Origin of the sequence: Frankia sp. Cppng1_Ct_nod (assembly GCF_920656135.1) — a bacterium.
GTDB lineage: Bacteria > Actinomycetota > Actinomycetes > Frankiales > Frankiaceae > Protofrankia > Protofrankia meridionalis.
Window position 1 is genome coordinate 1 of the sequence record NZ_CAKKTK010000005.1, and the last position, 14389, is coordinate 14389.

Sequence of the window (14389 nt, forward strand, 5' to 3'; positions counted from 1 at the left end):
CCCTGAGGGGGCGCCCGTGCAGATCAATGTGGCAGCGGCCAACCGCTGTAGGAACGGGGAACCCGCGGACGATTTCGACGTGAACCCGGCCCGCAACCACATCAGCTTCGGGCTCGGTCACCACTACTGTCTCGGTGCGCCGCTGGCCCGCCTGGAGGCCGGGCTCGCCCTGAGCGCCTTCCTGCCCCGCTTCCCGAACGCCCGGCTGAGCGGGACCACCGAGGTGGGGTGGGAGTCGGAATGGATGACCCGCCGCATCAAGGTCCTCCCCGTTGTGCTGGCCGCTGCCGGCTCGTCCCAAACCGATCACGAAAGGTAGGACCAGCATGGACGAGGCATTGATCGAATCCGTACTCGCCATCGCGGCGCAATCGGAGCGGGCGGCATACGCTGCCACGGCCAAACAGGGCCCCGCCGAGGTCGCCGAGGTCGTGCTGACCGAGGTGGCCGCGCTGACGCGGGTGCTCCCCGGACCGGACGAGAAGGTGCCGGTCCAGTGGGACCTCGGCTTCGGCGACGAGCGGCTCGGTTACGTCATGACGGTCGGCGGTGGCGGCGCGACCGTCGAACCGGGCTGGTACGAGGGCGCCGACGTGGTGATCCGCCAGGACCTCACCGAACTCCTCCGCGCGGTGTACGGCGAGGCCGGGCCGCACGACTCCAGCAGGGAAGTCTTCGTGAATTTCCCGGACGGTCCACCGGAGGCCGACCCGGACGGCCGGGACCCGCGGCGGCGCGCGCAGGGCATCGCGGCGGCGCGCGCCGCCACCCGGGCCGCCACGGCGAACCCGGTCGACCTCACTGAACTCGCGATCCGCATGGGCACCGACAAGTGGGGCCGACACTGGTACACCTCGACCTACGAGCGATACTTCGCGAGGTTCCGCGACCGCAACGTTCGGGTACTCGAGATCGGCCGCGGCGGTGGTGAGTCGCTGCGCATGTGGACGCACTACTTCCGCAGGGGACAATTGATCCGCATCGACGCCAGGGACAAGTCGCTGAGCATACCGATGCGCGCGCGTGCGGTGTGGGGTGCCCCGGACCACGAGTTCCTCGCCTCGCTCGGGGCGGACCTCGGCCCGTTCGACGTCGTCATCGACGACGGCAGCCTCATGAACCACCGCGTCCTCACGTCATTCACCGCCCTGTTCCCGCATCTGCGGCCCGGTGGCCTTTACTCGATCGAGGCCGTCGGCGTCTCCTACTGGCCCGGTTGGGGCGGTAGCAGCACCGACCTCAACTCACCCACCACGATGGCGGGGTTCGTGAAGAGCCTGCTCGACGGCCTCAACCACCAGCACATCGAGCGTGCTGGCGAGTACGAGCCGACGCTCACCGACCGGACGGTCTCCGGCGTCTGCATGCACCACAACATGGCGTTCATCGAAAAGGGAGTCAACACCGAGCGCGGTGCTCCCGCGTGGGTGAGGAACGCCAACTCGGCACTGTTCCGGGATGGGGACGAACACCGATGACGCAGACCTCTCGGCTGCCGGAGTTCCCTTTCGCGCGGTCGAGTGCGCTCGACACCGACACGCTTGGCATCGAACTGTTGGCCAGCGCCCCAGTCACGCGGGCGCGGCTGCGCGACGGCGCCGAGATCTGGGCTGCGCTGAGCAACGCCGCCGCGCGCCAGGTCGTGACCGACCCCCGGTTCAGCAGCCGGGCGGCGCTGGAGCCGGACGGTCCCAAGATCGGCAACACCGTCCCCGATCTGCTGCTCAGCATGGATGGCGAGGAGCACGCCAGCGTCCGCAGCCTGTTCTCCAAGGCGTTTACGCCGCGCATGGTGGAGCGGATGCGCCCGTGGATCGAGGGCCTCGTCAGCGATCTACTCGACGCGGTAGAGCGAAAGGGACCGCCGCTCGACCTGGTCGAACAATTCACCGCACCCCTGCCGGTAACGGTGATGTGCCAACTCCTCGGTGTGCCGTACGCCGACCGGGGACAGTTCATGGCGTGGACCGACCGGATGCTCGGCGACACCGGGTTCACCCCCGAGGAGATCGCCGAAGGCATCGGCAATCTCCAACAGTACATGGGGCAGCTCGTCGATCGGAAGCGGCGTGAACCCGCAGAAGATTTCACCACCGAACTCATCGGCGTGTCTGAGCACGGTAACCGTCTCACCGAGGACCAGTTGGTCAACAACCTCTTCCTCATGCTGGGCGCCGGATACGACACGACGCTCAAGCAACTGTCCAACTCGATCCTGATCCTCCTGTCACGCCCGCAGGAGTACCTCCGGCTGGTGGAAAACCCCGACCTGATCCCGAACGCCGTCGAGGAACTGCTGCGCTACCTGCTGTTGTCCCCGACGGGGCTGCCGGTGCGTGTCGCCGTTGAGGACGTCGAACTGGATGGCCAACTGATCCGCGCCGGCGAAACCGTCGCCGTGCTGTACCACGTCGCCAACCGCGACCCCGCCTTGTTCGAGTGCCCGAACGAGCTGGACCTCACCCGGCCTGAGGCCGCCAAGCACATGTCCTTCGGTGCGGGCCCGCACTTCTGCCTCGGGGCTCCGCTGGCTCGCCTCGAGCTGCGGACGGCGTTGTTCCAGTTGACCCAACGCTTCCCGGCACTGCGGCTGGCGGTACCGCCCTCGGATGTGCTGTGGAAGGAGGGCGGCATACAGCGCGGGCCGCGAACGCTTCCCGTCGAGTGGTGACCTGCCGACCTCGTACGAGAGAAAGACGGCACCTCAGCGGCGTTGAACAATAACCACTCCGAAAAGCAACCAGACGCCGCACGATGACAGGAGCGAGGAAATGGCTGACGTTTCGCACCAGACCCGGAACGTGAACTCAGGGGACCGGAATACTGGTGAGTCGGACCTAAAGACCGACGTCCCCCACCCGGCCCGGATGTACGACTACTTGTTGGGAGGAAAACACCACTTCGAGGCGGACCGCAACGCTGCCGAGGGGGCTTTGGTTGCGTTCCCCAACCTCCAGATCTCGGCGAAGGAGAATCGGGCTTTCTTGATGCGCACCACCCGATTCGTCGCCCTTGCCGGAGTCCGCCAGTTCCTCGAGATCGGAGCGGGTTTACCCACGACCCCTAGCCTGCACGAAGTCGCCCAGCAGATCGCCCCCGACTCTCGCGTGCTATATGTGGACGATAACCCCATGCTCTTCGTCCAAGCCCGCGATCTGCTCGTCGGGACCGAACAAGGCAGGGTCTCCTACTTCGACGCGGACCTCCGGGACCCGGAACGCATCCTGTCCGCCTCCGTGCTGAGGGAAACCCTCGACCTCGCTCAACCCGTGGCGCTCTCCCTCGTCGCAGTCTTGCACTTCCTAGCGGACGACGACGATCCGTACGGCATCGTGGACCGCCTGGTGGCTGCCCTCCCTTCTGGCAGCTATGTGACGATCAGCCACCCCACGGGTGACTTCGACCCCACCACGGCGGTACTCGGCGACGACTTTCGAGCCCGTGGAATGCCGGCCCAACAGCGTAACCGAGCTCAAATCGGCCGGTTTCTCCACGGGCTGGAACTCATCTACCCCGGCCTCGTGCCGGTACACACCTGGAGGCCTGACCACACGACCCCCGCCGATGTGACCGACGCAGCCGTGTCCATTTATGGCGCGGTGGCCCGTAAGCCCTGATTCGAGGACGTCCGTCCGCAGCGGCCCGTCCACGTCGATCCGGTCCACCCGGCCGAGGTTCATCAGCCTCGAACAGCCGAAACTCCAGATCGGTAAGCCTGTGATCTGCGGTTTAACCTCAGCGCGCTCCGTCGTGTGCCCACGAACGGCGAAGCGCGGGTCACGCGTTTCAACGGGAAGCGCCAGGCACCTTTTACCTTTTACGTGGGCCCGAGATGCTCTGTGAATCCTCTGCAATCCATCGTGGATAAGGGAGGGGTAGTGAATGATGCTGCGCATATCAATGTGACCTTGGTCCAGCAAGGTGTCTGGGACATGCCCAAAGAATCCATGCCCCTGGCGTCTGGATATCTCAAGAGTATGGTGATGGAAGATGTCGAGTTACGACAGTCCGTGACGGTGGAGATCTGCAACTTCCGGGGTGGGGTTACGCATGGCGAGATGGCAAGATCGCTCTTCTCGCGTACCCTTCCTGACATTCTCGCGTTCTCGGTCCTGGGTTGGAACGTGCGGGCGTTCGGTTCCCTGGCGGAGACTTTCAAGCAGCTCAAGCCAGATGGGTGGGTGGTCTTCGGCGGGACGCACGTTAGCGGCCAGGCGGACCGCGTCTTCCGGCTTTACCCGGAGGTAGACGTCATCGTCAACGGAGAAGGCGAGATCACATTCAGGGAACTTGTACGTGCCAGGGTGAGGGGGGTGCGGCTCACCGATCTGGCAGAGATAGTCGGAATATCCTGGCGGGCGGCCGACGGCTCAACCGTCACAAATGTGGATCGACCACGTATCGAGAATCTTGAAATCATCCCCTCTCCATTCCTCTCCGGTGCGATCGACCTGGTGGATGAAAAGGGCGAATTCCGGTACGATGTCGCTCTAATCGAAACGAACCGGGGCTGCCCCTATAAGTGCGCGTTCTGCTACTGGGGCGGGGCGGTAGGACAGCGGGTTCGCGCTTTCTCCCGTGAACGGTTGCGGGCGGAACTGGAGCTGTTCGCCAAGCTGCGCGTGCACACCATCGTTGCCTGTGACGCGAACTTCGGCATGCTCCCAGGCGACTTGGAGCTGGTGGAGGACCTCATCGAGATCAAGAACAGATACGGCTTTCCGTGTGCCTTCGAGGGATCGTGGGCAAAGAACAAATCAAAAGTATTCTACGAAATCGTACGGCGGATGAAGGAAGCGGGTCTGCGTAGCTCCTTCACTTTAGCGCTTCAGTCACTCAACCCCGATGCCTTGGATTCGATGAACCGGCGCAACATGAAGGTGAACGAGTGGCGCGACCTGGTCGAATGGCTGAACCAGGAGGGACTGGACTGCTACGCGGAACTCATCTGGGGAGCGCCCGGAGAAACCGTCGATTCCTTCATTGAAGGCTATAATGATCTTTCTCAGTACGTGTCCCGGATTGCAGTCTATCCTATCATGTTGCTCCCCAACACCGCTTACGCGGAGAACAAGGCGTCGCACGGTATTGTCGCGGTACGTGGGGACCACGACGACTTCGAGTACGTACTTTCGCACCGCTCGATGTCCTTCGAGGACAACGCACGAGTCCAGCGCTTTCTGTTCTGGGCGCGAGTGATCGCGGAGAATGCGGTCCTGCGTCATTGCTGGCTTCCTTTGCGATTGCTGGCCGGATGGCAGCAGTCCCGGCTCTTGGACAGCCTGGCGGACTGGGTCGACACGACGTCATGCTCACTCGCGGCTACCTTGCGCGAGGCCGTCGCCCGCGCACATGGGGGCGGGGCCCCCGCCTACGCGAAGGCGATCGGCTATCTCTTCAGCGATCCGGGACGACAGGCACTGGATCTGTGGTGGCGGGAGGTAGTGAGTCCGCAGCTCGATCCGGCACACCGCCCGTTTCTGGACGAGGTCTTTCGGTTCGACCTACTCACACAGCCCGTCCTCCCCCCTCCAGGAACCACGGGCGAGGGCGATGCGCACTCCGACATCCCACCTCTGCGGGTGATCGATGGCCACGAATACTACGTACGTGAGAACGTCCTGCTCAGCTATGATGTGCCCGCCCTGCTGGCCGCCTTGCGCTGTGACATCCCCGTTTCCCTCAGCCCGACACCGACTCGGATTAACCTGTGGTACCGGGTGGGCGCGTTAAACGCGGTGATATCCACCAATCACGAGGAGATCGTGCACTTCATGGGAGAATTTCGGACCGCCGGTTCCCTAAGTGGGACGCCGGCTTCCCCCGATCGCTAACCGACATCCTGCGCCTGGTCACCGGTCCGGTACATTCGCTGGCCGGGGCGGGAGACCAGGGATCAGGCATAAACTTGGCAGCGGGTGGTCGCCGGCGATGTCGTGGACGGAGCCGGGGAACCCGTCGGAGATCTAGATCGGCCGGCCGTGGGGGTCGGTCAGCCCCTGGAGGTTGACGCCGTGGTGCTTGTGCTTCCCCGAGTAATGTCGAGGATTACGCGCCGTCGAGCCACGCCCGGAGTGCCTGGCGGATAACGGTGCCGGCGTTCATATGATCGGCAGCCGCCTGCGCGGCAAGCGCCGCCCGCAGCTCCGGGTCCAGCCGCACCGGTACCACGTCCACAGGGCCCGATCCCCATTGGGTAGATTCGCATGCGATTCGCATCGGGGTATGCTGGCAGGCGTGGTCAGAACGACATCGACTCCACGTGACCTTCCGCATGTCCCGCCTTGCCAGCGCCTCCGTCGCACACGGATCCTCGGCGGGATGATCAACGAATACCGCAACGCCGCCTGACGACCTCCGGCGGCCCGGCCACCCCAGCGCAAACGCCCAGGTCACCATCCGGATCGGGGTTTTGGAGCCACACAAGGCCCCGCAATCACCGTCCGCTCGGTCGCTACACAGCTGCTGACCAGGGACGATGTCGAGTGAACCCGACGCCAGCAACATCGACAATGGACTCGAACGTGCGTTCCGGAGTTCGGGTAGGACCCGCGCCGACGGTGAACCTCGTGACCGTGCGGGCCTGTCCGGTTCCGAGGGGGGCCAGGCGCAGCAATGCGCCTCGCCTACCCGACCTCGCGCTCGGGGCTGCGTCTCGGCATCCCGATCTCCGTGACAACTGAAATGTAGCCAGGTGCAAGCTGGTATCTGCCGAGCAGTCGCCGCCAGTGTGGCGGCGGGACCATCAAGTATGGTTAGCGAATCCGGTAGGAACAGCTCGACCAGCAGCGAGCGCTACTCTGACGCACTGAGTTTTCCCCAACAGGCCGAACGTGTCAGCCGGAGACGGTGACGTTTACAGCACGACCGTCGGGATCACGGAGCAGATGCTGGCCTAGAGGAAGACGTGCTTCCGGAAAGTGGCTGGTCGAGAGGACGAAGCCGAGACGCAGTGCTCCAGTGGCTCCGTTCCGGCCTGCGGGATAGATCTCAAGCACGCTGCCGCCGGCGAGGCGGGCGGCAACATGCTTCGACCCGTTCCCGTGGCGTTCGGCGGTGAACACTAGACCGAGGCTTTCGTAAAAGGCTTGGCAGCTGGCGACGTCGGAGGTGTAAAGGACGAGCAGGCTGAGCTGCGGGTCGTTCACGGCTACAGTCTTTCTCTCTGAGAAAGCGGATTCGGTGCCGAGTGTGTGGTCAGTAGGGCACGTACGGCGACAGCGGCCTCGTGTAGTGAGGCGAAGACTTCTTCGTGGCCGCCGTAGCCGGCTTCCCTGATCTGGCGGAGCGGTGGCGCTGGCTCACCTTTCTCGGCGATGAGCTTGCCAAATTGAGGCAAACGTGTCTGGAATTCCGGCCGACGCCGGAATTCTTCTGCTGAAGGATGAACGAATTCACGGTAGGGACCATGATGTCGTCATGACCATTCACCATAAGAGTCCGGTAGGGAGCGTCCACGGAGAGGTTCTCGGCCTTGTCTGCCAGATACGTGCTCACGACTTCTCCTTGTTCGTGTGCTCGAGGGTCTTGTTGGTGTGTTTGATGGTCGAGTGGGTGTCAGCCGGCCAGCTGGTTGAGTTTGCGGATCTGGCGGTCGAAGGAACGGGCGGGGGCGATGCGGCGCAGGGTGGCGACGCGTCCGGCCGTCGAGCCTGCGGTGTAGCGCAGTTTCGGCTTCGCGTTGGTGGCTGCCGCGACGATCACCTTGGCGACGACGGCGGGGTCGTCGCCGTCCTTCATCGCCGCAGCCATCACGTCGTCGAAGATGCGCCGCTGCTGGGCGTAGACCGGCAGCGGGTTGTCGGCCTGGACGGCGTTCACGTCGAACGGGGTGTTGGTGTAGGCGGGCTGGACGAGAAGCACCCGGATGCCGTGCTCGCGGACCTCGTGGTCCACGGACTCCGAGTACCCCTCGATCGCGTGCTTGGTCGCGGCGTAGACGGCCATGTAGGGTGCCGGGACGAACCCGAGGACGGACGAAATGTTGATGATGCGCCCGTTTCCCTGGGCGCGCAGGTGCGGCAGGACGGCCGTCGTCATCCGGATCGTGCCGAAGACGTTGACGTCGAAAACGCTCTGCGCCTGGGCGACGGAGTTCTCCTCGGCGGCACCCACCGCACCGATACCGGCATTGTTGACCAGGACGTCGATCTGCCCGAACTTCTCGATCACCCGTTTGACGACGACGGTGACCGACTCGTCGCTGGCCACGTCGAGATCGAGGAACGTCACCCCGTCGAGAGGGGCGACGCGCGAGGTGTTGCGGCTCGTGCCGACCACCTCGAAACCCGTGTCGGCGAGCGCGAGAGCGGCTGCCCTCCCGATACCCGAGGACGCACCTGTCACGAGCGCTACCGGCCGAGCTGTGGTCATCAGGGTCTCCCTAACTCATTGGATGATGGTTGTAATACTATTCACGATGACCGGCGGAAGGCAAGTCGTGGCTGGCGGGGAGCGTGGGGTGGGCGCCGAGCGCAGGCAGGCGACGAGGCGGCGGATCATCGAGACGGCCGGCCGTCGGTTCAAGCGCGACGGCATCGACGGCTCGGGCATCGCCACGCTCATGACGGACGCCGGGTTGACCAACGGCGCCTTCTACGCCCACTTCGCATCCAAGGACGACCTCGTCGCCACCGAGGTGACCAACTTCCTCGCCAGTTGACCACTCCAACCAAACGCCGACACCAGACGATGTAAAGCATCCGGTCGGTGACCTCGGTCCGAACAGTCAGGACGAACCGTTCCGCGTAGGCGTTCGCCCGGGGAGTCCGGGGCGGAATCGTGACCGCGGTGATGCCTGTGTCGGCGAGGGCCGCGTCGAACGACGCGGTGAACTGCCCGGCCCGGCCACGGACCAGGAACCGGAAGTCCACACAAGCAACTCCAGGTTTTTGGACGCCGACGAACGGCCGAACAGAACCAGCCAGCCACATACCCGAACGAAGATCAGACAGATCAGACACGCGGACATGGTTGACCCTCATGCCGACAGCCACACCGTCGCATCACCCCAGCTCACAGGCGCAGGCCGACTTCTGGCACCCACATGCCGAGCTTGCCGTCCCTTAAAGTGACCCACTGGTCCATGTCAGGCGAATCAAATAAATGTGATCTAAATCACATTTATATTATCTATATTGATAGTTACATATTAATAAGATTAATCTCCGAAAAAAGATGATGAATCGTAGCCCGGACGTCGCCGTTGGATCATTGCCGTTGGATCATTATTCGTGTCATGGGCGAGCTGCCCCCGAGGTCAAATTTCTTCCCCGTTCGACGGGCCTCTTCGACCCGTCGCTGGTTCGAGTGTCGTCCGTCGTAAAAGGCCGTGACCGGCGTGCGACGCCGACCATCAGTTGAGCTGTCGGATGCATGCAACGGAGGCGTCCGTGTCTGAGATTTCGACCGCATTCGCTTCGATTTCTACCAACAGCACTCCAGTGCGTTCACGAGCATCGCCTGGCCTGGCGGATACCGGACCGCAGCCGGGTGGGCCGGCAGAGAAATTCGCGCTGTACACGCATAGTGTGCGGTGAGACACTCTCGGTGTTTTCTGAGGATTTGAAAGAACGAATGTTGGAGGGAATGGATGGGCGACGGTATTCTAGCCGGGAATTCACGGGTCGGCCTGTGGTTGATCGGCGCGCGGGGCTCTGTGGCCGCCACTGTCGTCGCCGGAGCCGCCGCGATCCGCGCCGGCATGATGCCCGCAACCGGGTGTGTCAGCGAGCTGCCCGACTTCCGCGATACGGGTCTGCCAAATTTCAACGATCTGGTGTTTGGCGGGCATGACATCGTAACCGTACCATTACCCAAGAGAGTTGAGCAGCTCGCTCAGGACGGGGTCATTCCCGCCACCCTGCTCGGCCCCATCGACGGTGCCCTGGTAGCCGCGGAGACTGAGATCAGGCCCGGGATCGGGGCACTCCCGGTGGGACAGACACTGAGCGAGGCGGTAGCGCCGATTGTGGCCGACCTGGTGTCGTTCCGCCGGCGACACCGGCTTGCCCGGGTTGTAGTCGTCAATGTCGCCTCGACCGAGCGTCCGTCGCAGATATCCGCGGCGCACGACTCGTTGGCCGGCTTGGAAGAAGCGATGTCGGACACCTGCCCGGCCATACCGACGAGTTCCCTGTATGCGTACGCGGCATTCAGGGCAGGCTGTTCCTACGTCGACTTCACCCCGTCGGCGGGGGCTCGGCTGCCTGCTCTCGACGAATTCGCCCGCGTCCAGGGCCTACCTTACGCGGGCAGCGACGGTAAGACCGGTGAAACTCTCGTCAAGTCGGCGTTGGCACCGATGTTCGCGCATCGCGCGCTGCGCGTGCGGTCCTGGACCGGCGTTAACCTGCTCGGCGGCGGGGATGGTGCCACGCTGGCTGAACCGGCAGCCGCCCAGAGCAAGACGATGTCGAAAGGGCGCGCTCTCGAAGCCGTTCTGGGCACCGCGGTCGAGGGTGCCGTTCACATCGATTATGTGCCGGAACTCGGTGAGTGGAAAACCGCTTGGGACCACATCTCGTTCGAAGGTTTCTTCGGTGTCCGGATGACAATACAGTTCACCTGGCAAGGCTGCGACTCCGCGCTGGCCGCCCCCCTGGTCCTGGATCTCGCTCGGCTGATGGCCCGAGCACACGAAACGGGTCGGGTGGGTCCACAGGGTCAACTGGCGTTCTTCTTCAAGGATCCGGTAGGGACCGACGAACACCGTCTGGTCATGCAGTACGAGGCGCTCCGGCAGTGGGCGATGTTGCTTCGGAGTCAGCGATGAAGGCTGTCGCTGACCTGAGCTCTCTGGTCGAGCTGGTCCGTGCGCCCGCGGCGCTGACCGTGCCGGGTGACTCCCTGTCCGGCGCGGCCGCGGCGGACAGGGAATTCGGCCCGGCCGCGGCGGGTCTCGCCCTCGCCTCCGTGTTCCTGTACTGGGGCGGGATGGCGCTCAACGACGTCGCAGACCGGGATGTCGACGTGACCGAGCGGCCGCACCGGCCAATCCCCTCCGGTCGGGTTACCCCGCGAGCCGCCTTCGCGCTCGCGTCCGGTCTCACCGCGGCTGGCGTCGGCGTCGCCGGTCTGGCGGGTGGCCGTTCCGCGCTTGCTGTCGCGGTCCCGTTGGCGGGCGTGGTGTGGGCGTACGACCTCGTGCTGAAACCCACCAGGCTGGGTCCCGCGGCCATGGCGACCGCACGGGCACTTGACGTGCTACTCGGTGCCGGTTCGCGCCGCCGCCGCAGCCTGCCGGTGGCGCTCGTCGTGGCGGGGCACACGGTCCTGGTCACCGAGTTGAGCAGGCGTGAGGTGGAAGGCTGCGATTCGGAGTTCCCCAAGGCGACCCTGGTTGGTACCGGGTTGGTGGCTCTCGGTGCCGCCGCTGCCACCCGCCGCTCGGGCGGGTGTGTGCCCAGACTCGTCGGTCTGGGTCTGCTGGGTACCTACGCCGCGACGTTCGGGGCGGCTCAGGTCGCGGTCGTGCGTGACCCGCAGCCGGCGCAGGTACAGCGGGCGGTCGGAGCCGGAATTCTCGGGCTGCTGCCTCTGCAGGCAGCGGTTGCGGCGCGCTCCGGCGCGCTTGGTGCGGCCGCTCTGTTAACCGCGGCCTTCCCGTGGGCGCGTGCCCTGTCCAGAAGGGTGTCGCCGACATGAGCGCCTCCGCTTACGACGGCGCGATCAGTCGCGTTGTCAGGGATGTCACCAACACCACCACCAACGCCGACGCTGTCACCGCTGTCCCTGCGGCAGGGCCGGGCCGGCGCACGGCGTTGCGCTTCGGTTACGGCACCAACGGCTTCGCCGACCATCGTTTCGAGGACGTCGTCACGGTGCTGGAGGGTCTCGGATACAACGGCGTAGCCCTGACTCTTGATCATCAGCATCTCGACCCGTTCGACGCTGACCTCGCCCGGCAGGTCGACCGGGTGCGGGACCGGCTCACCACGGCCGGTCTCGCTGTCGTGATCGAAACGGGTGCCCGGTATCTGCTCGATCCGTGGCACAAGCACAGTCCCACCCTGGTTTCGCCCCAGGACCGGGGGCGCCGCCTGGAGCTGTTGCGGCGGGCGGTCCGGGTCGGTGCGGACCTCGGTGCCGAGGCGGTGTCGTTCTGGAGCGGAGCCGTGCCGGCCGGAGTCCCGAGCGAGCTCGCCTGGGACCTGCTTGTCGACGGTTGCGCAACCGTCGTCGAGGCGGCCCAGGAGGCGGGCGTCCAGCTCGGATTCGAACCCGAGCCAGGCATGATGATCGAAGATCTCGACGGTTACGAGCGACTGCGGGATCTCCTCGGAGCGCCTACTGCCTTCGGCCTGACCCTCGACATCGGGCATTGCCGTTGCCTCGAGCCGGCACCCGTTCCCGACTGCGTCCGTAGGTCCGCGGACTGGGTGGTCAACGTGCAGATCGAGGACATGCGCCGCGGCGTTCACGAGCACCTGGAGTTCGGCCTCGGCGAGATCGATTTTCCGCCGGCGCTCGATTCCTTGATCGAGATCGGCTATCGCGGCCTGGTCTCGGTCGAACTGCCTCGCCACAGCCATGCGGCGCCGGACGTGGCACGGCGCTCGTTGGCATTTCTGCACTACGCCGGCGCGCCGGCGCGCTCGATGAGCGGACGGGCCTCCGCATCGTCCTCGTCATCCTCCTCGTCCCCGGCCGGTGTGCCCGGCGAGCCGTCCGTCAACGACGTCGCGTCGGCGCTTGCCGCCGCGCTCCCCGCCAGCGGCCATGCCTGGTTGGTTGCGGCGGTCGACACCGTCCGCGCCTCGCCGACGGAGATCCGCCGGCTGTTTCCAGCCGCGCGCAGGCACTGCGGAAGGGGCCAGCCCGGCAAGCAGGGCCTGCATGCCCAGCCGTACCCGATGAACGGGCCACTCCGCCCGGCGCTCGCCGACTGGACGAGCGACGACGCGGCCCGCGCATTGCTACTCACCGCCCTGCCTATGGCCGACGAAGCCCTCGCCGCCGAAGCGGCCCGGCTCTATGAACAGGGGGACGCCGCCGAGCGTCGCGCCGTGCTGCTGGCCCTGCCGCTGCTGGACGTCGGTTCGGCTGCCCTGGCGATCGTGCGGGATGCCCTCCGTACCAACGACACCCGACTGATCGGCGCGGCTGTCGGGCCGTATGCGGCCCGATACCTCGACGACGCGTCCTGGCGCCAGGCCGTGCTCAAGTGCGTCTTCGTGGGCGTCCCAGTCGCCGTTGTCGCGGACCTGGCCGGGCGGGTGGACGAGGAGCTGGCCCGAATGCTCGTCGCCTTCGCGCACGAGCGCGTCGCCGCGGGACGGGACGTCCCGGCCGACATCTGGTCGGTCGTGGACCGCTTCCCAGACCTGCGCCTACCCGAGCTGGCGGCGCAGTCCGGGCCGCACCGCGGATCGGGCTACCCCTGACACTCCGGACACCGTCCATATGCCATCCGGATGAACTTCTGGGATCGGCAGTCGGTAATCATCCTGGCTTTTCTTGCCGGATCAGTCCTCGCGGAGGCGAAAAATGCGCATCTTCGATCCCCACATCCATATGACCAGCCGGACCACCGACGACTATGCGGCCATGTGTGCGGCGGGCGTCCGTGCGTTGGTTGAGCCGGCATTCTGGCTGGGCCAGCCCCGTACCAGTGTCGGCAGTTTTGTCGACTACTTCGACAGCCTCCTCGGCTGGGAGCCGTTCCGGGCCACCCAGTTCGGAATCAGCCACCACTGCGCGATCGCGCTGAATCCCAAGGAGGCGAACGATCCCCGGTGTGCACCGGTGTTGGACCTGCTGCCCCGGTACCTGGTCAAGGACCGGGTGGTCGCGGTCGGAGAAATCGGATTCGACTCGATGACCGCCGAGGAGGAGAAGTGCTTCGTCGCCCAGCTCGCCCTCGCCGTCGAGTATGACCTGCCGGCGATGGTGCACACCCCGCACCGGGACAAGAAAGCGGGAACCTTACGGAGCCTCGAACTGGTACGCCGTTCGGGTATCGCCCCGGAACGGGTTGTGCTCGACCACCTCAACGAGGTGACCGTCGGGCCGGTGGCCGAATCGGGCTGCTGGATGGGATTTTCAATCTATCCTGACACGAAGATGGACCCGGACCGCATGGTTCGCATCCTCGCCGAGTACGGTCCGTCCCGGATGCTGGTGAACTCGGCCGCCGACTGGGGGCGCAGCGACCCCCTGCGCACCCGAGTCACCGGCGAGGCGATGCTTGCCGCGGGGTTCAGCGCCGACGACGTCGACAAGGTGCTGTGGCGTAATCCCGTCACCTTCTTCGGCCAGAGTGGACGACTGGAAATCGACGGCATCGAAGATGCGGATGACCTCGACGCCGCAGCGGTTGCGCCGGCCCCCCGCCCCGGTGCCGAGTTCGCGGGCAACTCGGTGCTGCGTGGTGTCCGATGAGCCTGGC

At 65.2% G+C, this 14389-nt stretch carries 13 protein-coding genes and 1 pseudogene; 10 read left to right on the top strand and 4 right to left on the bottom strand.

From position 1 onward, the window contains the following. The 5 genes from NBW77_RS22005 to NBW77_RS02780 form a co-directional block, all read left to right on the top strand. Nucleotides 1–319 (top strand): cytochrome P450 (locus NBW77_RS22005; RefSeq protein WP_284346876.1); only part of this gene is annotated, 319 nt, incomplete at its 5' end. Nucleotides 320–326: 7 nt separating this feature from the next. Continuing rightward, on the top strand, nt 327–1478 hold the full coding sequence (locus NBW77_RS02765) for a class I SAM-dependent methyltransferase (RefSeq protein ID WP_131744942.1): 1152 nt from the start codon (nt 327–329) through the stop codon (nt 1476–1478). Continuing rightward, nucleotides 1475–2671 (top strand): cytochrome P450, encoded by a 1197-nt coding sequence (locus NBW77_RS02770; protein ID WP_131744943.1) that lies wholly within the window; start codon nt 1475–1477, stop codon nt 2669–2671. The genes NBW77_RS02765 and NBW77_RS02770 overlap by 4 nt, the downstream gene beginning before the upstream one ends. Nucleotides 2672–2771: 100 nt before the next feature. Then, nucleotides 2772–3617, top strand: a complete 846-nt coding sequence (locus NBW77_RS02775) for an SAM-dependent methyltransferase (RefSeq protein WP_131744944.1) — start codon at nt 2772–2774, stop codon at nt 3615–3617. A 261-nt stretch (nt 3618–3878) separates the two neighbouring features. Beyond that, the gene (locus NBW77_RS02780; RefSeq protein WP_207386783.1) at nt 3879–5834 is read left to right on the top strand and encodes a KedN5 family methylcobalamin-dependent radical SAM C-methyltransferase; all 1956 of its coding nucleotides are present in this window, start codon (nt 3879–3881) and stop codon (nt 5832–5834) included. A gap of 214 nt (nt 5835–6048) precedes the next feature. On the opposite strand, the gene NBW77_RS02785 is transcribed toward NBW77_RS02780, so the two are convergent. The 3 genes from NBW77_RS02785 to NBW77_RS02795 all read right to left on the bottom strand — a co-directional run bounded on the left by NBW77_RS02785 (nt 6049) and on the right by NBW77_RS02795 (nt 8373). Further along, nucleotides 6049–6177, bottom strand: a complete 129-nt coding sequence (locus NBW77_RS02785) for a ribbon-helix-helix protein, CopG family (RefSeq protein ID WP_242605511.1) — start codon at nt 6175–6177, stop codon at nt 6049–6051. 659 nt (nt 6178–6836) lie between these two features. Beyond that, entirely contained in the window at nt 6837–7148 is a 312-nt protein-coding gene (locus tag NBW77_RS02790) for a VOC family protein (RefSeq protein ID WP_131744945.1), read from the bottom strand. Between the two features lie 409 nt (nt 7149–7557). Continuing rightward, a complete protein-coding gene (locus NBW77_RS02795) occupies nt 7558–8373 on the bottom strand; it encodes an oxidoreductase (RefSeq protein WP_131744946.1) in 816 nt (271 codons plus the stop codon). 67 nt (nt 8374–8440) lie between these two features. Here NBW77_RS02795 and NBW77_RS02800 point away from each other — a divergent pair, with 67 nt between their 5' ends. Then, nucleotides 8441–8662: a TetR family transcriptional regulator gene (locus NBW77_RS02800; protein ID WP_250279239.1), complete on the top strand. Its 222-nt coding sequence runs from the start codon at nt 8441–8443 to the stop codon at nt 8660–8662. A gap of 28 nt (nt 8663–8690) precedes the next feature. Here the strand turns inward: NBW77_RS02800 and NBW77_RS02805 are convergent. Beyond that, nucleotides 8691–8870: pseudogene (locus NBW77_RS02805) on the bottom strand (integrase core domain-containing protein); the annotation flags it as partial. Nucleotides 8871–9592: 722 nt separating this feature from the next. Between NBW77_RS02805 and NBW77_RS02810 the strand changes: the two are divergent. The 4 genes from NBW77_RS02810 (at nt 9593) to NBW77_RS02825 (ending at nt 14382) form a co-directional block, all read left to right on the top strand. Then, nucleotides 9593–10774 (top strand): inositol-3-phosphate synthase, encoded by a 1182-nt coding sequence (locus NBW77_RS02810; RefSeq protein WP_131744947.1) that lies wholly within the window; start codon nt 9593–9595, stop codon nt 10772–10774. Further along, nucleotides 10771–11646: an SCO3242 family prenyltransferase gene (locus NBW77_RS02815; protein ID WP_131744948.1), complete on the top strand. Its 876-nt coding sequence runs from the start codon at nt 10771–10773 to the stop codon at nt 11644–11646. Before NBW77_RS02810 ends, NBW77_RS02815 begins: the two co-directional genes overlap by 4 nt. Further along, nucleotides 11643–13385 (top strand): EboA domain-containing protein, encoded by a 1743-nt coding sequence (locus NBW77_RS02820; protein ID WP_250279240.1) that lies wholly within the window; start codon nt 11643–11645, stop codon nt 13383–13385. The genes NBW77_RS02815 and NBW77_RS02820 overlap by 4 nt, the downstream gene beginning before the upstream one ends. Before the next feature lie 103 nt (nt 13386–13488). Then, nucleotides 13489–14382 carry a TatD family hydrolase gene (locus NBW77_RS02825; protein ID WP_131744949.1) on the top strand — a complete coding sequence of 298 codons (894 nt, stop codon included), beginning with the start codon at nt 13489–13491 and terminating at the stop codon, nt 14380–14382. The last annotated feature ends 7 nt before the right edge of the window (nt 14383–14389 follow it).

What these genes read in the sequence shown, in the direction of transcription:
- NBW77_RS02765 (WP_131744942.1), top strand. Translation starts at nt 327, where the DNA reads ATGGACGAGGCATTGATCGAATCCGTACTCGCCATCGCGGCGCAATCG.
- NBW77_RS02770 (WP_131744943.1), top strand. Translation starts at nt 1,475, where the DNA reads ATGACGCAGACCTCTCGGCTGCCGGAGTTCCCTTTCGCGCGGTCGAGT.
- NBW77_RS02775 (WP_131744944.1), top strand. Translation starts at nt 2,772, where the DNA reads ATGGCTGACGTTTCGCACCAGACCCGGAACGTGAACTCAGGGGACCGG.
- NBW77_RS02795 (WP_131744946.1), bottom strand. Translation starts at nt 8,373, where the DNA reads ATGACCACAGCTCGGCCGGTAGCGCTCGTGACAGGTGCGTCCTCGGGT.
- NBW77_RS02810 (WP_131744947.1), top strand. Translation starts at nt 9,593, where the DNA reads ATGGGCGACGGTATTCTAGCCGGGAATTCACGGGTCGGCCTGTGGTTG.
- NBW77_RS02815 (WP_131744948.1), top strand. Translation starts at nt 10,771, where the DNA reads ATGAAGGCTGTCGCTGACCTGAGCTCTCTGGTCGAGCTGGTCCGTGCG.
- NBW77_RS02820 (WP_250279240.1), top strand. Translation starts at nt 11,643, where the DNA reads ATGAGCGCCTCCGCTTACGACGGCGCGATCAGTCGCGTTGTCAGGGAT.
- NBW77_RS02825 (WP_131744949.1), top strand. Translation starts at nt 13,489, where the DNA reads ATGCGCATCTTCGATCCCCACATCCATATGACCAGCCGGACCACCGAC.